Here is an 18,285-nt window from a genome sequence, read left to right as displayed (position 1 = left end):
GGCCGTGATCCTGTGCCTCCATGCCCCTCTCCCCCCTGGTGCGCCAGCTGCAGCAGGTGCCCCTCACCGGGGAGGTGCTGGAGCGCACCCGCCGGCCCCAGCGGCTCCGGCTCAGTGGTGCCGGCCGGGCGGCGCGGGCCCTGATCGGCAGCGCCCTGGCGGGTCTGAGCGGGGCCGATGGGCCAGGGCCCGTGCCGCTGCTGGTGGTGGTGCCCACCCTCGAGGAGGCGGGCCGCTGGGCGGCGCTGCTGGAGCTGATGGGCTGGCGCAGCGCCCAGCTCTACCCCACCAGCGAGGGCAGCCCCTACGAGCCGTTCGATCCCACCAGCGAGATCACCTGGGGCCAGCTGCAGGTGCTCAGCGAACTGCTCGACGGCAGCGGCGAAGGGGAGCAGCAGGCCCACGCCTCCGGCCTGGCGATCGTGGCCACCGAGCGGGCCCTGCAGCCCCACCTGCCTCCGCCCCAGGCCCTGCGCGACCAGTGCCTGAGCCTGCGCCGCGGGGCCAGCCTCGACCTTGAGGAGCTGGGCCACACCCTCGCCCGGCTGGGTTACGAGCGGGTGAACACGATCGAGCAGGAGGGCACCTGGAGCCGCCGCGGCGACATCGTCGACGTGTTTCCGGTGAGCGCCGAGCTGCCGGTGCGGCTGGAGTTCTTCGGCGAGGAGCTGGAGAAGCTGCGCGAGTTCGACCCCGCCAGCCAACGCTCCCTCGATCCGATCGCGGTGCTGCGCCTCACCCCCACCGGCTACGGCCCGCTGGTGGCCGAGGCCCTGCGGGAGACGATGCCCGATGGGCTGGAGGCCCTGCTGCCGCCCCAGGCGCTGGAGCTGCTGCTGGAGGGCGGCACCCCGGAGGGGCTGCGGCGGCTGATGGGCCTGGCCTGGGGGCGCCCCGCCTGCCTGCTCGACTATCTGCCCGCCGCCACCCTGGTGGCGATCGACGAGCGGCGAGCGGCCCTGGCCCACGGCCAGCAGTGGTTCGACCATGTGCTGGAGCACCACCGCGAGGTGGCTGCCGAGCTCAAGGCAGAGCTGGGAGGGGTGCTGCCGGTGGGGCTGCACCGGCCGCCGGCCGAGGCCCTGGCGGAGGCGGGCGAGCGCTTCGCCGGCTTCGATCTGGCCGAGCTGCACGAGAGCGACGGCCACGCCAACAGCTTCGATCTGGCCAGCCGGCCGGTGCCGTCCCACCCCAACGCCTTCGGCAAGCTGGCGGGGCTGATCAGAGGCTTCCAGAGCGAGCGGGCCCGGGTGTGGCTGATCTCGGCCCAGCCCAGCCGGGCGGTGGCGCTCCTGGAGGAGCACGACTGCGTCGCCCGCTTCGTGCCCAATCCCGCCGACACGCCGGCGATCGAGCGGCTGATCGAACAGAACACGCCAGTGGCGCTGAAAACCCGGGGCACCGCCGAGATCGAGGGGCTGCAGCTGCCGGCCTGGAAGCTGGTGCTGATCACCGACCGGGAATTCTTCGGCCAGCACGCCCTGGCCGCCAGCGGCTACGTGCGCCGGCGCCGCAAGGCCGCCAGCCGCACGGTGGATCCGGGCAAGATGCGGCCGGGCGACTTCGTGGTGCACCGCAACCACGGCGTGGGCAAGTTTCTCAAGCTCGAGAAGCTGGCCATCGGTGGCGAATCGCGCGACTACCTGGTGGTGCAGTACGCCGACGGCCTGCTGCGGGTGGCCGCCGACCAGCTGGGCAGCCTGGGCCGCTACCGCGCCACCAGCGAGAAGCCGCCGGAACTCAACCGCATGGGCGGCACGGCCTGGACCCGCGCCAAGGAGCGGGCGCGCAAGGCGATCCGCAAGGTGGCCATCGACCTGGTGAAGCTCTACGCCGAGCGCCACAAGGCCCCGGGCTTCGCCTTTCCCCCCGATGGTCCCTGGCAGGACGAACTCGAGGACTCCTTTCCCTACGAGCCCACGCCCGACCAGCTCAAGGCGATCGTGGAGGTGAAGCGCGACATGGAGCAGCCCCAGCCGATGGACCGGCTGGTGTGCGGTGATGTGGGCTTCGGCAAGACCGAAGTGGCGATCCGCGCCATCTTCAAGGCGGTGACGGCCGGCAAGCAGGTGGCGATGCTGGCCCCCACCACGGTGCTGGCCCAGCAGCACTGGCGCTCCCTGAGCGAGCGCTTCGCCCCCTACCCGGTGAAGGTGAGCCTGCTCAACCGCTTCCGCACCGCGGGCGAACGCAAGACGATCCTCGAGGGCCTGCGCGAGGGCAAGGTGGATGTGGTGGTGGGCACCCACCAGCTGCTCTCCAAGGGCACCGGCTTCCAGCAGCTGGGGCTGCTGGTGGTGGATGAGGAGCAGCGCTTCGGCGTGAATCAGAAGGAGAAGATCAAGGCCCTGCGCAAGGACGTGGACGTGCTGACGCTGAGCGCCACGCCGATTCCGCGCACCCTCTACATGAGCCTCTCAGGTGTGCGGGAGATGAGCCTGATCACCACCCCGCCGCCCCTGCGCCGGCCGATCAAGACCCACCTGGCGGCCCTCGATGAGGAGGTGGTGCGCAGTGCCATCCGCCAGGAACTCGACCGAGGCGGCCAGGTGTTCTATGTGGTGCCGCGGGTGGAGGGAATCGAGGACGTGGCCGCCCAGCTGCGGGCGATGGTGCCGGGCCTGAAGCTGCTGGTGGCCCATGGCCAGATGGCCGAGGGGGAGCTGGAGAGCGCCATGGTGGCCTTCAACGCCGGCGAGGCCGACCTGATGCTCTGCACCACGATCGTGGAGAGCGGTCTCGACATCCCGCGGGTGAACACGATCCTGATCGAGGACGCCCACAAGTTCGGCCTGGCCCAGCTCTATCAGCTGCGCGGCCGGGTGGGCCGCAGCGGCATCCAGGCCCACGCCTGGCTGTTCTATCCCGGGGATGCGTCGCTGAGTGAGGCGGCCCGGCAGCGGCTGCGGGCCATCCAGGAATTCGCCCAGCTGGGCAGTGGCTACCAGCTGGCCATGCGCGACATGGAGATCCGCGGCGTGGGCAACCTGCTGGGGGTGGAGCAGAGCGGCCAGATGGAGGTGATCGGCTTCGACCTCTACATGGAGATGCTGCAGGAGTGCCTGGCCGAGATTCAGGGCCAGGACATCCCCAAGGTGGACGACACCCAGATCGACCTGCCGATCACCTCCTTCATCCCCGGCGACTGGATCACCGACAACGACGAGAAGATTGCCGCCTACCGCTCCGCCGCCGACTGCGGGGGCAGGGCGGCGCTGCTGGAACTGGCCGCCGGCTGGGTGGATCGCTACGGCGCCCTGCCGCCCCCGGTGATCGCCCTGCTGCAGCTGATGGAGCTGAAGCTGCTGGCCCGGCGCTGCGGGTTCTCGCGGGTCAGACCAGAGAAACCCAACATCGTGCTGGAGACGCCAATGGAGGAGCCGGCCTTCCGGCTGCTGCGCCAGGGCCTGCCCCAGCACCTGCATGGCCGGCTGGTGTATCAGGCCGGAACGGGCAGCACCGCCAAGGTGCTGGCCAGGGGGCTGGGGGTGCTGCCGATGGAGCGGCAGCTGGAGGAACTGAAGGGCTGGCTGGAGCAGATGGCGGCCCAGATCCCCGCTGCCGACGGCCTCAGCGAGGCCCAGCGGGCCGAACAGCAGCAGACCCGCGACGCCGAGGTGCTGGCCGTGTGAGCACGGGCAACACGCGGGCAGCGGGCCCGTTGCCCCAAAAGCCGCAAATGTTCGTTACACTTATGAGAACATTCGTTAAGCACGAGAGCCGGCATGGGTGAGCTGATCGAGGTGGGCCGCAACTCCACGGGGGCTTTTCAGCTCATGTCCACCCTGGTCAGCGTGGTGGCCCTCGGCATCTACGCCCTGGTTCAGGGGGACGGCCGCAACGACGACGACGATTCCGGCCCCGGCGGCGGCCTGATGCAGCCTGTTGCCTGAGGCAGCCCGATCGCCTGAGGCAGCCGGGGGCCAGACCCAGGACCGTCTCGGTAACTCAGGGCTGGATGTTCAGGTGTGATCGTTGGGCTGCTGTCTGTAGGCGGCCGGGGCGAGCACCAGAAACAACCACCACCACAGCAGCACGGCCAGAGCTGCCGGAGCGCTGATCCACCAGCGGTGCAGCATCAGCCAGCTGCCGACGATCACTGCCAGACCTGTGAGCACAATGCTCCAGGGCTGGCACCACCAGGGCTTCAGGGTCCAGAGCGTATCGGCCACTGGCTGGTCTCAGTTTGATCAGGGCTGGGCGGGTGATGCCGCCTCGGCGGCGGGCAGGGCCGAGGGCAGGTTGGCGCTGCCCGGCTTGAACCGGCGCCCCGCGCGACCACCGTTCTGGAGCTGCTCCACCAGGGTGTTCTCGGCCACCCGGTACTGGCTGTCGCGGCGGGTGCCGATGTCCTCGAGCTGGAGGCGCTGGGCCTCCTGCTCGCTCATCTTCACCAGCACGTCGGGCTCGATGCCGTGCTTGTTGATGTCCCGGCCGCTGGGGGTGAGGTAGCGGGCGATGGTCACGGTCATGCCGCTGCCGTCGGAGAGGCTGCGCACCGACTGCACCAGCCCCTTGCCGAAGGTCTTCTGACCCACCAGCACGGCGCGGTTGTTGTCCTGCAGAGCGCCCGAAAGAATCTCACTGGCGCTGGCCGAACCCTCGTTCACCAGCACCACCATGGGCCGTTCGGTGAGGGCGCGGCCGCTGGCCCGCTGCACGTCCACGATGCCGCGGCGGGTCTGAGTGGACACGATGGTGCCCTCGTTGAGCAGCTGCCGGGCGATCTCCACGCTGGCCATCAGCAGGCCGCCGGGGTTGCTGCGCAGGTCGATCACGTAGCCGGCCACGTCCTCCTTCTCCAGCTCCCGCAGCGCCGCCCGCATGTCCTTGGTGGCGTTGGCGTTGAACTGCTTGAGGCGGATGTAGCCCACCCTGGTGCCATCGGGGGACACGTTGATCTGGTGGTCCACCGCCTGCAGCTCGATGCGGTCGCGGGTGAGGGGCACCTCCAGACTCTGCTTGTTGCGCCTCAGGGTGAGGGTCACCGTGGTGCCCACCTGGCCGCGGATCAGTTTCACCGCGTCCTCGGTGCTCATCCCCTTGGTGGACTGGCCGTCGATGGCGGTGATCACGTCCTTGGGCAGCACGCCGGCCTGGGAGGCGGGCGAGCCCTTGATCGGGGCCACCACCACCAGTTCCTTGGTGTCCTTGTCGAGGCTCAGCTGGATGCCCACCCCCGAGAGTTCCCCGGAGGTGTCGATCTGCATCTCCTTGAACTCCCGCGGATCGAGGAAGCGGGTGTAGGGATCGTCGAGGGTGGCGAGCATGCCGCGGATCGCCTCGTGGGCATCCGAGGGCGTGGAGTAGCTGCGGGCGAGCACATCCCGGCGCAGTTCACGCCACTGCTCGGCGGTGTACTGGCCGTTGATGTCGAGAAAGTCGCGGAAGACGATCTGCCAGGTCTGGTCGATCACCTCCTTGGGGCTGTCGAGGATGCGGGGATTGCCCGACGAGGGGCTCACAGCCTCCCGGGCCATCACGGCGGTGGCCGCACAGGCGCCGACGCCAACCAGCACCACGAGGCCGTTGCGCATCCTGCCCATCTCTGTAAATCCCCGCCAGGACCGTGACACCAGCTTCAAACTAGCGCTAATGAGCGGCAGCTCAGGGGTCAACCCAGCGGCCGTCGTCCTGGATCAGGGCGATCAGGGCTTCCACCCCCTCGGCCTCGGGCACCCGGCGGATCTCCTCGCGGCCCCGATACAGGGAGATGGTGCCGGGGGTCTTGCCCACGTAGCCGTAGTCGGCATCGGCCATCTCGCCGGGGCCGTTGACGATGCAGCCCATCACGGCGATGTCCAGGCCGGTGAGGTGATCGGTGGCCGCGCGCACCTTGTGCAGCACCTCCTCGAGGTTGAACAGGGTGCGGCCGCAGCTGGGGCAGGCCACGTATTCCACCATCGTCTTGCGCAGCCCGAGGGCCTGCAGGATCGAGTAGCACACGGGAATCTCCTTCTCCGGCGCCTCGGTGAGCGACACCCGGATCGTGTCGCCGATGCCCTCGGCCAGCAACGGGGCGATGCCGGCGGTGCTCTTGATCCGGCCGTAGTCGCCGTCGCCGGCTTCGGTCACGCCCAGATGCAGGGGATAGGGGAAGCCCTCGGCGTCCATGCGGTCCGCCATCATCCGGTAGGCGGCCATCATCACCGGCGCCCGCGAGGCCTTCATCGACACCACGATGTTGTGGAAGTCGAGGCGGTCGCAGATGCGGATGAACTCCATGGCGCTCTCCACCATGCCCAGGGGCGTGTCGCCGTAGCGGAACAGCATCCGCTCGGCCAGCGAGCCGTGGTTCACACCGATGCGCAGGGCCTTGTCCTGCTCCTTGAGCAAACTCACCAGCGGTTCAAACGTCGCGGTGATGCGCTCGCCGATCGCCGCAATCTCGGCGTCGGAGAACTCGGTGCGGTTGGGATCGGGCTTGTCGAACACGAACAGGCCCGGGTTGATGCGCACCTTGTCGACGTGCTGGGCCACCTCGAGGGCGATCTTCATGCCGTTGTGGTGCACGTCCGCCACCAGCGGCACCGGCTGGTAGGTGGCGTCTAGGCGCTGGCGGATCTCGCCCATCGCCCTGGCATGGGCCAACGACGGCACCGTGACGCGCACGATCTCGCAGCCGGCCTCGTGCAGGCGGCGGATGCCGGCCGTGGCGCCCTCGATGTCGAGGGTGTCCTCATTGATCATCGACTGCACCACCACCGGGTGCTGGCTGCCGACCCAGATGTCACCCACGCGCACGCTGCGGGTGGGGCGGCGGCGGATGAGGGTGTCGTAGCGGGAGTTGCCGGGGTCGAAGCCGGGCAGGTCGGCTGCCGGGCCGGAGCCGGGGCCGGAACGCTCGGGGCTGACCAGGGTGCCGGTCATGGCGGGAGTGGCCGGAGACGATGGCGCCAAGGCTGTCACAGGAGGAGCATCAGCTGCCGGATTCCAGCTGGTTGAGGCGCCGGCGCACGTCCTGGAGGTCGTGCCAGGTGAGCCACTTGGGGCTGCCCTGCTCCCGCGAGGGATTGCGCAACAGATAGGAGGGATGCAGGATCGGCATCAGCCACCGACCTGCCAGAGGGTCCCGCTCGCCCTGGCGCCACTGACCCCGCAGGCGGGTGATGCCCCCCTTGATGCCGAGCACGCCCTCCAGGGCCGAGGCACCGGCCAGCAGCACCACGGCCGGATTCACCAGCCGGACCTGCTGCTCCAGCCAGGGGCGGCAGGCGGCGATCTCCAGCACCGTGGGCTTGCGGTTGCCGGGCGGACGGCACTTCACCACGTTGCAGATGTAGGCGTCGCGGTTGGAGTCGATCGCCACGCTGGCGAGCATCTGATCGAGCAGCTGGCCGGCTCGGCCCACGAAGGGCAGCCCTGAGGCATCCTCCTGGGCGCCGGGGCCCTCGCCGATCACCATCAGCCGGGCGGCGGGGTTGCCGCGGCTCACCACCACGTGCAGGCGACCATCGGCCAGGCCGCAGCGGCGGCAGCCGCGGCAGGCCTCGGTGAGCTGCTCGAGGCTGGACGACAACGCCGGAGTCGAGGGCCCCATCAAAGACGACACGGGCGGTGGCACGGGCCCTGGGGCAGCGGGGACCTCAGTCGTGGGGACCTCGGTGGCAGGAACCTCGGTGGCAGGAAAAGCCGTGGCAGGAACAGCCGCACCAGGCGCTGAAAACAGACTGATCTGCCGGGGGTGGGGATCGGCGTCCATGGCCCCTATCCTGCCGCCACCGGGCCAGCCCCGCCGCCACCGGCCCAGCCCCGTACGAAGTGTGAATGACGCCGGTGGGCACCCTGTAAAAGGGGCCGAAGCGTGCGGCAGGATGGTGGATACGCCACAGCCGTGCGCTCCCGAAGCCGGCACCGCCGCCGATGCCGACTTCCGGGGTCCCCGCCACCACAACAGCCCCGAGCGCCCCTGCCAGCGCACTGTTGACCCAGGCCACGAACCCTCAGCAAAGCAGGCTTTCTGCCCAGAGGCCTGTCGTGCCAACACCGGCCGCTCCCACAACCGCCCCCGCGATGCCCGCTCCCAGGCCGGCGCTCAGCATCAGCCCGGCCGAGCGGCTGAGCGAGCGCGCCAAGGCCCTGCAGCCCTCCCTCACCCTGGCGATCGCCGCCAGGGCCAAGCAGCTCAAAGCCGACGGGCACAACATCTGCAGCCTCAGCGCCGGCGAACCCGACTTCGAGACGCCGGAGTTCATCCGCCGGGCCGCCGCCGACGCCCTCGCCGCCGGCCTCACCCGCTACGGGCCCGCCGCCGGCGAACCGGCCCTGCGCGAGGCGATCGCCGCCAAGACCAGCCGCGAGAACGGACGCCCCACCAGGGCCGCCGAGGTGCTGGTGACCAACGGCGGCAAGCAGGCCCTCTACAACCTCTTCCAGGTGCTGCTGCAGAGCGGCGACGAGCTGCTGCTGCCTTCGCCCTACTGGCTCAGCTACCCCGAGATCGCCCGGCTGGCTGGGGCCCGGGTGGTGGAACTCTCCAGCAGCGCCGGGCAGGGCTTCCGGCTCACCGCCGAGCAGCTGGAGGCGGCGATCACCCCCGCCAGCCGGCTGCTGGTGCTCAACAGCCCCGGCAATCCCACCGGCACCGTGCTGAACCGCGCTGAGCTGGAGGCGATCGCGGCGGTGCTGCGCCGCCATCCCCAGGTGGCGGTGGTGTGCGACGAGATCTACGAGTTCCTGGTGAATCCTGGCCACGAGCACCTGAGCCTGGCCGGGCTGGCTCCCGACCTGGCCGATCGGGTGTTCATCGTGAATGGCTGCGCCAAGGGCTGGGCGATGACCGGCTGGCGCGTGGGCTGGCTGGTGGGCCCGGAGCCGGTGATCGCCGCGGCCGCGGCCCTGCAGAGCCAGACCACCAGCAACGTGTGCACCTTCGCCCAGTACGGCGCCCTGGCGGCGGTGAACGGCCCGCGCGAGTGCGTGCGCGAGATGGCCGCCGAGTTCAGCCGCCGCCGGGCCCTGCTCAGCGACGGCCTGCGGGCCATCGGCGGCATCACCCTGCAGCCCCCGGAGGGTGCCTTCTATGCCTTCCCCGACCTCAGCCACTTCAAGCTCGACTCGATGCAGCTGAGCAACCGGCTGCTGGATGAGGTGGGACTGGCGGTGGTGCCGGGGGCGGCCTTCGGCGACGACCGCTGCATCCGCCTCTCCTGCGCCGCTTCGCCGGCCACCATCGAGGACGGCCTGGAGCGGCTGCGGCGCTTCCTCAGCGCCCTCTAGTCGCCGGGCCTGAGGCAGCATCGGCTGGTCGTTTCCGTGTCGACCCTTGACCAACCGAGAACGCTGGGCCGTTGCGCTCGCCGGCCTGCTGCTGATCGGCCTGCTGCCAACGGCCTGTTCCCCCCGCACCGACACCAACGCCGGTGCTGATGGCGCCACCAGCGAAGCCGCCCGTCCGAACGAGAAGCGGGTGCTGCGCATCGGTGCCATCCCCGACCAGAACCCCGAGAAACTCAACCGCCTCTACGGCCTGGTGGCCGATGAGCTGAGCGAGCAGCTGAAGGTGCCGGTGCGCTTCGTGCCCGTCACCGACTACACCGCGGCCGTGACGGCCTTCCGCACCGGCGACCTCGACCTGGTGTGGTTCGGCGGCCTCACCGGCGTGCAGGCCTGGCTGCAGAAACCCGGCGCTCGCGCCCTCGCCCAGCGCGACATCGACCGCTCCTTCCACAGCGTGTTCATCGCCAATCCCAGCAGCGGCCTGAAGCCGTTCAGCGATCCCGGCGACCTGCAGCAGCTCAAGGGCAAGCGCTTCACCTTCGGCTCGGAGAGTTCCACCTCCGGCCGCCTGATGCCCCAGTACTACCTCAACCAGGCGGGCGTGGAGCTGAGCGACTTCGCCGGCGGCAACCCGGGCTTCAGCGGCAGCCACGACGCCCTGATCGCCCTGGTGCAGAGCGGCACCTACGACGCCGGGGTGGTGAACGAGGAGGTGTGGCTCAGCCGGCTCCGGGAGGGCAAGGTGGACACCGACAAGGTGTTGGCGATCTGGCGCACGCCCGGCTACGCCAACTACACCTGGGTGGTGCAGCCCGGCCTGGACGAGGACTACGGCCAGGGCTTCACCGAGCGGCTGGAGCAGGCCTTCACCAACCTCAGCCCCGACGACCCCCGCCAGGCGCAGATCCTGGAGCTGTTCGGAGCCGAAACCTTCGTGCCGGCGAGCAACAGCCAGTACGAGGCCATCGAGGCGGTGGGCCGCCAGATCGGCAAGATCCGCTGAGGGCTGCGGCCGCTCAGCTGAGCAGCAGCCGATCCACAAACTCCCCCCAGGTCAGGGCACTGCCCTGGGGGCCGAACAACACCTGCTCCTCGTACGCCTGGAGGGGAGCCAGGCCGATGCCGCGCAGCAACCGGGCCAGTTCAGCCCGATCGAGCCGTCCATCGCCATCGGCATCCGAGGGCAGCAGGTAGGTGAGCAGGCGCTCACGGCCCTGCCGCAACCGCTGCAGCCGCAGCACCAGTTCCACCACTTCCTCCCGATCCAGCCGGCCGTCGCCATTGCGATCCATGCCGCGGGCGATCCGGTTCAGAAGCTCTGAAGCCTGCTGATGGCCCCCATCACCGGCAGCGGCCAGGCCCGCCCGCAGCTCCTCGATCGACAGCCAGCCGTTGCCGTCGCGATCGAGCCGCCGGAACAGCTGGCCGATCCGCTCCAGATCCTCGGGTGGGGCTGTGGCGGCCAGATCCGGGGTGAGGGATGCCGGCGTGGAGGTGCCCAGCCGCCGGTGGAACTCGCCGAGCATGCGCAAGGCAACGCGGTAGCGGCGACGGTGCTCCTCCGGGGTGAGGATGGCATGCACGGCCACCGGCAGCAGCGCCGGCAGGTTCTGGCGCACCAGCAACAGCGCCAGCCAGGTGGCCAGCACGAAGGGACTGGTCAGCAGGGGCAAGCCCAGGCTGTTCAGGGGAACCTGGAGCAGCCGTGCCAGAGGAACGCTGCCGGCGGCCCCGGCCAGGGCGATCGGCAGGCTGAGGCGGCTGGGGGCATAGAAGATACCGCCGATGGCGATCGCCACCAGCACGCCGTTGTAGCTGGCCAGCCCGTTGACGACCTCCGACCAGGGAGCCTGCAGCAGGAGGGCGGCCAGGGCAGCCGCCAGTCCCCCGGCCGCCCCGAGCAGGGCGGCCAGGGGGCTGGCGATGGCGACCGCAGCCACCACCAGCAACCCGCTGGGCAGGCCCGGGCACAGGAACACCTGGCCGAAACCGTGCACGATCCCCTCCAGAAGTCCCGGCAGGGTCGCCGGCACAGCAGCCGGCGGCGGCGGGGAGGCCAGAGCCAGGCCGGCGGGCTCAAGACCCAGGCCGAGGCCGAGCAGCAGCCAGCTGAGCAGGCAGAACGGCAGGGTGAGGGGAGGCAGGGAGGGCAGGCAGAACCACCCCCGCCTCAGGCTCTCCAACAGGGCGGCGCTGGCGGCACCGGCCAGCGGCACCGCCAGCAGCCAGCCAACCAGAGCTGGCCCACGGAGATCGGCGAAGGTGGCGGCCGCGCAGCCCACCAGCACTCCATTGAAGCCGTGGATGCCCTGAAGCCGCGTGGACGGATCCCAGTCGAGCGCCATCGCCAGACCCTGGGCACCGGCGAGGCCCAGGATGGCGAACAGGCCCAGCCAGCCGGACTGCAGCACAAGAGCCAGCAGCAACAGGGCTCCGCTGAGGGGGTTGTTGATCAGGATCACCTGGCCGAAGGCCCGCGCTCCAACCAGCACGGCGGCGAGGAGCGGGGAACCGGAAAGCCAGGGATCGGTGACGGTGTGAAGGGTGCCGCTGGTGGGCAACCAGCGCTGCAGTCGGCTGCGGGAGGGCCCAGGCTCGGGCAGAAGGCTGGCGAGCAGGGTGTAGGCGCTGGCCTCGCCGGCGTTGGTCCGTGTCAACGACGGTGATGGGCATCCGATTCCTGTCATTATGAGAGAACTGCGGATCTGCCAGGGCTGTGATCTTTCACGGAACCGTCGAGCAACTCCAGGAGTTGGTCGGCAGCCTGGACATTCCCTGTGAATGGATCCACAAGGGAGCCTTCCAGATGGCGGTGTTCCACGACGGCGTCAGCAACCTGCGGCTCAACTGGTGGCCGGAAACCGGCGCGGTGACCCTGGTGGGAGATCCTGCCCAGCGCGTTGACTTGCAGGAGCGCCTGGAGCTGCTGCTGAAGCAGCACGCCGCCAGCGGGGGCTGAGCGTCCAGCGGGGGGGAGTCTGAGTGCGGCCAGGCAGCATGGCCGGGTCACCCGCCGCCTTGCTGCTGCCGCCCCATGCCACCGGCGCTCGAGCTTCAGTCCGTCACTGTCGGCGGCCGCCAGCGGCCCCGTCTGGACGGGGTGTCCCTGCGACTGGACACCGGCGAGATCGTTGCCCTGCTGGGTCCGAGCGGTGCCGGCAAGAGCACGCTGCTGGCCGTCGCCAACGGCCTGCTGCCCCCCGACAAGGGCAGCGTCCACTGGCAGGGAGAGCCGGTGGCGCGATCGCAGCGGCTGCGCCGCCGCCAGCAGCGCCGCATCGGCACCCTCTGGCAGGACCTGCGCCTGATCGAGGAGCTGAGCGTGCAGCAGAACCTCAATGCCGGGCGGCTGGGGCAGTGGGGCTGGCCACGGGCCCTGCTCAACCTGCTGCTGCCGCTGGAGAGCGAGCCCTGCGCCGCCACCCTGCGGCGGCTGGATCTGGATCCGGCCCTGCTCGATCAGCCCGTGTCGGCCCTCTCGGGCGGCCAGCGGCAGCGGGTGGCCCTGGGGCGGCTGCTGCGCCAGGAGCCGATGCTGCTGCTCGCCGATGAGCCCCTGGCCAGCCTCGATCCGCGCCTGGCCGGCGAGCTGCTGGCGCTGCTGCTGGCGGAGGGCCGCGCGCCCAGGGCCCTGCTGCTCAGCCTGCACCGACCCGACCTGCTGGCGGGTTTCGATCGGGTGGTGGGTCTGCGGGCCGGGCGGGTGCAGTTCGACCTGCCGGTGGGGGCGGTGAACCCCGGCCTGCTGGCGGCGCTCTACGCCGGCGAGGCGCCATGAGCACGGCGGGTCCGGCGCTGGCCGGCGGATGCCGGTGGCACCGCTGGCGGCCGGCGGCGCCCCTGTGGGTGCTGCTGCCGGCCCTGGTGCTGCTGCCCCTGCTGGTGCTGCTGCCGGGCCTCAGCCACGGCGGCGGCTGGAGCCTGGTGGGGCAGTTCGCACTGGCGGCGCTGCGGCCCTCGCTGGATCCACTGGTGCTCAGCTCGGCCCTGCGGGGCCTGGGCGTGACCGTGGGCATGGCCCTGCTGGGCTGGGCCCTGAGCCTGGTGCTGGGGCTGGTGCTGGGGGTGCTGAGCTCGCGGCAGGTGTGGCGCCGCTGCAGCGGCCGGCTGTGGCCAGCGGAGCTGATCCGGCGGTTGCTGGCGCTGCCGCGCTCGATCCACGAGCTGCTCTGGGGCCTGATCCTGCTGCAACTGGTGGGCCTGCAGCCGGCGGTGGCGGTGCTGGCGATCGCCATCCCCTTCGGCGCCCTGGTGGCACGGGTGCTGAGCGACCAGCTCGACGCCCTGCCCAGCGCTGGCCTGGAGGCCCTGGAGGCGGCCGGCGTGACGCCCCCGGCCGCCCTGCTCACCGCCCTGGGCCCGCCGCTGCTGCCCCAGCTGCTGAGCTACGGCGGCTACCGGCTGGAATGCGCCCTGCGCAGCGCCACCCTGCTGGGGGTGTTCGGCCTGGGGGGGCTGGGCACCGAGCTGCGGCTGACGCTGCAGTCGCTGGCTTTCAGGGAGCTCTGGACCGGCCTCTGGCTGCTGCTGGCGGCGATGCTGCTGCTGGAGCAGCTGGTGGGCTGGCTGCGGCGGCGCTGGACGATGCCGGCTCGCCTCAGCCTCAGCCCCCAGGCCGCCTCGCCCCACAGACACGCCGCGGTCAACGGCAACGCCAGCGGCGTGGGCCGCGGCGGCCGGGAACTGGTGCTGGCCGCGGCCCTGCTGCTGCCCGTGCTGGTGGCGCTGGCCTGGGGCCTGGAGGTGGACCCGCGCAGCCTGCTGCGCTGGCAACCCCTGCCCCCCCTGCCCCCCGCCGACTGGGGGGCGGTGGCGGCCCTGCCCTGGCCCACCCTGGTGGCCAACACCCTCAGCCTCACCCTGCTGGCCGCGGCCCTGGCGGTGGGCCTGGCGCCGCTGCTGCTGCTGCTGGTGCGGCCCTGGCCCCTGGGCCGGGCGGCGGTGCTGGGGCTCTGGGCCCTGGGACGGCTGTGGCCACCGCCGCTGATCGCCCTGCTGCTGTTGTTCGTGCTGCAGCCCGGGGTGATCACCGGCGCCCTGGCCCTGGGCCTCCACAACCTGGGGGTGCTGGGCCGGCTGCTGCTGGAGAGTGCCGAGCACCGCGGCGAGAGCAGCGAGCAGGCCCTGCTGAGCGCCGGCAGCGGCCCACGGCTGGCGCTGCTCTACGGGCGCTTCAGCGCCCTGGCGCGGCCCTACCTGGCCTACGGCGCCTACCGGGCCGATGTGATCCTGCGCGAATCGGTGGTGGTGGGCCTGGTGGGAGCCACGGGCCTGGGCAGCCAGCTGCTGGAGGCCCTCAGTTCCTTCGCCGTCGACGAACTGGCGGCGCTGATGCTGGTGTACGCCGCCCTGACGCTGCTGGGGGAGGACCTCAGCGACCGCCTGCGCCGCCGCCTGCTGGCGGGCTGAGTGCCGCGGCGGTGCTCACCAGCCCCCGCTCCAGCAGCAGCGCGGCCGCCGCCTCGGCGCCGCGCTCGCCCAGCTCCACCGGCGCACGGGTGTGGGCGCTGAGGTCGTGGTCGTAGCAGCGGTCGTAGTAGTCGAGCATCTGGCGGCAGGCGGCGGTCCAGTCGCGGGCGGCGATCGCCTCGAGGGCCAGGGCGGTGCGCTGGGGCCCGAGGCGGCGGGCGATGCGCCGGGTGGCCTCGGCCAGCTGCTCGGGATCCTGCACGCCGTAGATGCGCACCAGCTGGGCCAGGCGCTGCTCCAGGGGCCGCTGCACCGCCAGGGCCGGCGCCGCCTGCATCTGCCGCCAGAGGCCGGCCGGGATGCGGCAGCGGCCCACCTGCACGCTCTCGGCCTCCAACCAGATCTGCTCCGCCCCCGCCAGGCCACGCAGGGCCATGGCCAGGCGGTTCTCGTAGTGCTCGCTGCTGGGCTGGGGGGGCATGCCCAGGGCCCCGAAGCTGCTGCCGCGGTGGTGGGCCAGGCCCTCGAGGTCCACCACCGCCACACCCCGGGCCGCCAGGGCGAGCAGCAGGTCGGTTTTGCCGGTGCCGGTGCGGCCGCCCAGCAGGCGCAGGGGCCAGGGCCGCTCGAACAGGGCCAGCACCCAGCGCCGGTAGGCCTTGTAGCCCCCCTCCAGCAGCAGCACCGGCAGATCCAGCTGGCCGGCCAGCCAGGCGAGGCTGGCACTGCGCATGCCGCCACGCCAGCAGAGCAGCCGCAGGGGCTGGCCGGGGCTGGCGGCGGCCCGCTCGGCCAGCTCGGCGGCCATCGCCTCCAGGCGCGGCCCCACCAGGGCCAGGCCGCGCAGCACCGCCGTCTGGCGGCCCTCAAGCTTGTAAGCGGTGCCCACCTCGGCCCGGCCGGCGTCGTCGAACAGGGGCAGGTTGATCGCGCCGGGGATGTGGCCCTGGGCGAACTCGGCCGGGCTGCGCACATCGAGCAGCGGACCCTGGCGGGCCAGGAAGAGCTCCACATCCACCCGCTCGGCCTCCCCACGCTCCGGCCCCCCACGCTCCGGCGTCGCCCCGCTCTCTGCCACGCCTGAAGTTCCGCCGCTGCCTCCACCAATGCTGCCTGGCGGCCGCACGTCCTGACCGCCGAACAGCCGGGCGGGGCAGGTGTGGTGCAGGATCAGGCCCTGGTTTGCCCGCTGCCGCACCGATGCCCGCCGCTGTGCCCCGCAAGCTGATCGTGCTGGGCGACAGCGGTGTGTATGGCTGGGGCGATCCCCTGGAGGGCGGCTGGTGCGAGCGCCTGCGGCGCCACTGGATGGGCCTGCCCGACGCCCCGGTGCTCTACCCCCTCGGGGTGCGCGGCGATGGCCTGGAGCGGGTGGCGGCCCGGCTGCAGGCGGAGGTGGCCTGCCGCGGGGAGCTGCGCCGCCAGCAGCCCCACGGGATCCTGCTGGCCACGGGGATCAACGACTGTGCCCGGGTGGGACGGCCCGACGGCCGCCCCCAGCTGGAGGCGGAGGGCTTCCTCTACGGCCTCCAGCAACTGCTGCTGCGGGCGCGGGCCTCCGCCCCGGTGCTGGTGCTCGGGCTCACCCCGGTGCAGGAAGCGGCGATGCCCTATGCCGATGTGCTCTGGTATGGCCTTGAGCAGGTGCGGCGCTACGAGGGACTGGTGGAGGAGGCCTGCCTGGAGGCCGATGTGCCCTTCCTGCCCCTGCTCAACGACCTGCTCGCCGATCCCAGCTGGCCCGCCTGGCTGTGTGGCGACGGCCTGCACCTCAACAGCGAGGGACACCGGCAGGTGTACAGGCGGGTGCAGCAGTGGCCGGCGCTGCTGGAGTGGGCGCGGCTGCAGCCGCTGCACCTGGGCACGGCATGGGGCTGAGGTGGCCCCATCCCCCATTCGGGTGAATCGTCAGGCCCGGAACGGTGTGGAAGGGGCTGTGGGCCAGGAGAACGGTGAGCTCACGATCCCCATCGTTCCCGGCCATGACCGTTTCACGTTGCCAGGCCCACCGGGCCAGCGCCAGCTCCAGCACCAGAACCAGCACCAGCGGCCATCACCTGCGCAACCGCGCCCTGCTGCAACGGCTGGGCCGCAGCCGGGCCTGCGCGGCCAGGCTGCACTGGCGCAATGCCCTGGTGGTGAGCAACCTGGCCCTGGTGCGGCTGGTGGCCAACCGCGAGAGCCGCCGCAGCGGCCGACCCTTCGATGAGCTCTACGCCAGCGGCTGCCTGGGACTGATCCGGGCTGTGGAGGGCTTCGATGCCAGCCGTGGCCTGGCCCTGAGCAGCTTCGCGGTGCCCTACATCCGCGGCGCCATGCTCCAGGAGCAGCGCGATCGCGAGCAGCCGCTACACACCCCCCGGCGGCTGCGGGAGCTGCAGCGCCGGGCCGAGAAGCTGGTGGAGCAGCGGCGCGGCGGCGGCCTGACCGCCCTCAGCGCCGCTGAGCTGGCCGGGGCCCTGGGCTGCAGCCTGGAGCGGCTGGAGGAGGCGGGCCGGGTGAAGCGGGCCCTGGTGGTGGGCAGCCTCGATCAGCCGGCGGCGGGCAGCGGCGGCGAGGGCGGCGAGGGCGACGACGGCCCCAGCCGGCAGGACCTGCTCAGCGCCGGCCAGCGGCCGTGGCAGGCCCAGAACCCAGACCAGCAGCACCAATGGCTGATGGCCCAGCTCGGCCGCCTCAGCCCAGGCGACCGCGACCTGCTGGAGGGCCGCTGGATCGATGGCCTGAGCTGGCGGGACCTGGGGCGGCTGCAGGGTTGCTCGGCCGCCGTGTGCCGCGAGCGGGGCGAGGCGCTGCTGGTGACCCTTCAGACCAGGGCACCGGGAAGCACCCCTGCCCCGGCAAGCACCACGGCCCAGGCCAGCATCGCCAGCAGGGCGGCGATGGCGGTCTGAAGGCCGTTCACCAGTTCGTTGCTGAGCCAGCTGTAGCGGCTCTGGGCGGTGGCGCCGATCACGCTCTCCAGCAGCGTGGCCACCAGGCCCACCACGGTGATCAGGGCCGCGGCGGCAACGGTGAGCGCAGCCGGGGGGCCGGGCAGCAGGCCCAGCACCAGGGCCAGCGCCACCATCACCACGCTGCCCACCAGGCTGGCCAGGGTGCCCTCCAAGCTGATCGCCCCCTCCGTGCCGGGCGGCACGGGCCGCAGGCTGGTGATCAGCACGGTGTGGCGGCCCCAGCGCTTGCCGATCTCACTGCCGCAGGTGTCGGCCAGCTTGGCGGCGAAGCTGGCCGTGAAGCCCACCAGCAGCAGGGGCGTCCAGGCGGGCGGCGCCAGGGCGATGGCCATGGCCAGCAGGGCGCCGGTGGCCGCCGAGCCCCACACGTTCTCAGGCCCGCGCCGGCCGCCGCGGGCCTCAGCCAGGCCCTGCTCGAGCTTGCGGCGCAGGCCCAGCCGCGTGACCAGCGAACCGAGCAGCAGATAGCCCACCACCGCCAGCCAGCCGCGGGGCCCGAGGCAACCCCAGAGCACGGTGCCGAGGATGCCGGCATGCACCCAGCCGGCCGAGGTGAGCAGGGGCAGGCGCTGGGCCCCACCGATCAGCAGGCCATTGAGCAGCAGGGCAATCAGCCAGGCCAGGGGCTCCTGGGGCGCCGGCAGGCCGCCCGCACCCAGGCCCGCGGGCACCAGGAGCGCAAGCGGAGCGATGGCGGCGA

At 71.8% G+C, this 18,285-nt stretch carries 16 protein-coding genes; 9 read left to right on the top strand and 7 right to left on the bottom strand.

What is annotated here, in order from left to right; all coding sequences use genetic code 11:
- Positions 1–20 precede the first annotated feature (20 nt).
- Together mfd and KBY96_RS05335 are read left to right on the top strand one after the other, a co-directional pair.
- A complete protein-coding gene (gene mfd, locus KBY96_RS05340) occupies positions 21–3,632 on the top strand; it encodes a transcription-repair coupling factor (protein WP_254978200.1) in 3,612 nt (1,203 codons plus the stop codon).
- Positions 3,633–3,725: 93 nt separating this feature from the next.
- Positions 3,726–3,893 (top strand): hypothetical protein, encoded by a 168-nt coding sequence (locus KBY96_RS05335; RefSeq protein ID WP_254978198.1) that lies wholly within the window; start codon positions 3,726–3,728, stop codon positions 3,891–3,893.
- 69 nt (positions 3,894–3,962) lie between these two features.
- Here KBY96_RS05335 and KBY96_RS05330 read toward each other — a convergent pair whose 3' ends face one another.
- The 4 genes from KBY96_RS05330 to KBY96_RS05315 form a co-directional block, all read right to left on the bottom strand.
- Complete coding sequence (locus KBY96_RS05330; protein WP_254978196.1) at positions 3,963–4,172, bottom strand: DUF6737 family protein; 210 nt, start codon at positions 4,170–4,172, stop codon at positions 3,963–3,965.
- A gap of 18 nt (positions 4,173–4,190) precedes the next feature.
- Complete coding sequence (locus KBY96_RS05325; RefSeq protein WP_254978194.1) at positions 4,191–5,546, bottom strand: S41 family peptidase; 1,356 nt, start codon at positions 5,544–5,546, stop codon at positions 4,191–4,193.
- A gap of 61 nt (positions 5,547–5,607) precedes the next feature.
- Entirely contained in the window at positions 5,608–6,870 is a 1,263-nt protein-coding gene (ispG, locus tag KBY96_RS05320; RefSeq protein ID WP_254978193.1) for a (E)-4-hydroxy-3-methylbut-2-enyl-diphosphate synthase, read from the bottom strand.
- A 49-nt stretch (positions 6,871–6,919) separates the two neighbouring features.
- Positions 6,920–7,540 carry a uracil-DNA glycosylase gene (locus tag KBY96_RS05315; RefSeq protein ID WP_254978192.1) on the bottom strand — a complete coding sequence of 207 codons (621 nt, stop codon included), beginning with the start codon at positions 7,538–7,540 and terminating at the stop codon, positions 6,920–6,922.
- A 473-nt stretch (positions 7,541–8,013) separates the two neighbouring features.
- Between KBY96_RS05315 and KBY96_RS05310 the strand changes: the two genes are divergently transcribed.
- Both KBY96_RS05310 and KBY96_RS05305 read left to right on the top strand, forming a co-directional pair.
- Entirely contained in the window at positions 8,014–9,219 is a 1,206-nt protein-coding gene (locus KBY96_RS05310) for a pyridoxal phosphate-dependent aminotransferase (protein WP_254978191.1), read from the top strand.
- A gap of 46 nt (positions 9,220–9,265) precedes the next feature.
- Positions 9,266–10,222: a putative selenate ABC transporter substrate-binding protein gene (locus KBY96_RS05305; protein WP_254978190.1), complete on the top strand. Its 957-nt coding sequence runs from the start codon at positions 9,266–9,268 to the stop codon at positions 10,220–10,222.
- A 13-nt stretch (positions 10,223–10,235) separates the two neighbouring features.
- On the opposite strand, the gene KBY96_RS05300 is transcribed toward KBY96_RS05305, so the two are convergent.
- The gene (locus tag KBY96_RS05300) at positions 10,236–11,876 is read right to left on the bottom strand and encodes an urea transporter (protein ID WP_254978189.1); all 1,641 of its coding nucleotides are present in this window, start codon (positions 11,874–11,876) and stop codon (positions 10,236–10,238) included.
- 95 nt (positions 11,877–11,971) lie between these two features.
- On the opposite strand from KBY96_RS05300, the gene KBY96_RS05295 reads away from it, so the two are divergent.
- From KBY96_RS05295 to KBY96_RS05285, 3 genes are all read left to right on the top strand, one after another.
- Positions 11,972–12,178 carry a hypothetical protein gene (locus KBY96_RS05295; protein WP_254978188.1) on the top strand — a complete coding sequence of 69 codons (207 nt, stop codon included), beginning with the start codon at positions 11,972–11,974 and terminating at the stop codon, positions 12,176–12,178.
- A 75-nt stretch (positions 12,179–12,253) separates the two neighbouring features.
- Complete coding sequence (locus tag KBY96_RS05290) at positions 12,254–12,997, top strand: ATP-binding cassette domain-containing protein (RefSeq protein WP_254978187.1); 744 nt, start codon at positions 12,254–12,256, stop codon at positions 12,995–12,997.
- Positions 12,994–14,628 (top strand): ABC transporter permease, encoded by a 1,635-nt coding sequence (locus tag KBY96_RS05285; RefSeq protein ID WP_254978186.1) that lies wholly within the window; start codon positions 12,994–12,996, stop codon positions 14,626–14,628. Before KBY96_RS05290 ends, KBY96_RS05285 begins: the two co-directional genes overlap by 4 nt.
- On the opposite strand, the gene mnmH is transcribed toward KBY96_RS05285, so the two are convergent.
- The gene (gene mnmH, locus KBY96_RS05280) at positions 14,591–15,646 is read right to left on the bottom strand and encodes a tRNA 2-selenouridine(34) synthase MnmH (RefSeq protein WP_254978469.1); all 1,056 of its coding nucleotides are present in this window, start codon (positions 15,644–15,646) and stop codon (positions 14,591–14,593) included. The two genes, KBY96_RS05285 and mnmH, sit on opposite strands and share 38 nt — an antisense overlap.
- A 182-nt stretch (positions 15,647–15,828) precedes the next feature.
- Between mnmH and KBY96_RS05275 the strand changes: the two genes are divergently transcribed.
- Complete coding sequence (locus KBY96_RS05275) at positions 15,829–16,506, top strand: GDSL-type esterase/lipase family protein (RefSeq protein WP_254978185.1); 678 nt, start codon at positions 15,829–15,831, stop codon at positions 16,504–16,506.
- Between the two features lie 104 nt (positions 16,507–16,610).
- Positions 16,611–17,522 carry a sigma-70 family RNA polymerase sigma factor gene (locus tag KBY96_RS05270; protein WP_254978184.1) on the top strand — a complete coding sequence of 304 codons (912 nt, stop codon included), beginning with the start codon at positions 16,611–16,613 and terminating at the stop codon, positions 17,520–17,522.
- Here the strand turns inward: KBY96_RS05270 and KBY96_RS05265 are convergent.
- The gene (locus KBY96_RS05265; protein WP_396122276.1) at positions 17,435–18,229 is read right to left on the bottom strand and encodes a DUF92 domain-containing protein; all 795 of its coding nucleotides are present in this window, start codon (positions 18,227–18,229) and stop codon (positions 17,435–17,437) included. The two genes, KBY96_RS05270 and KBY96_RS05265, sit on opposite strands and share 88 nt — an antisense overlap.
- Positions 18,230–18,285 lie beyond the last annotated feature (56 nt).

This window comes from Cyanobium sp. ATX 6A2, from assembly GCF_024346355.1.
In the GTDB taxonomy this organism is placed as follows: domain Bacteria; phylum Cyanobacteriota; class Cyanobacteriia; order PCC-6307; family Cyanobiaceae; genus NIES-981.
Note: the sequence above shows the minus strand (reverse complement) of the source record. Positions and strands in the feature narration are given on the sequence as shown.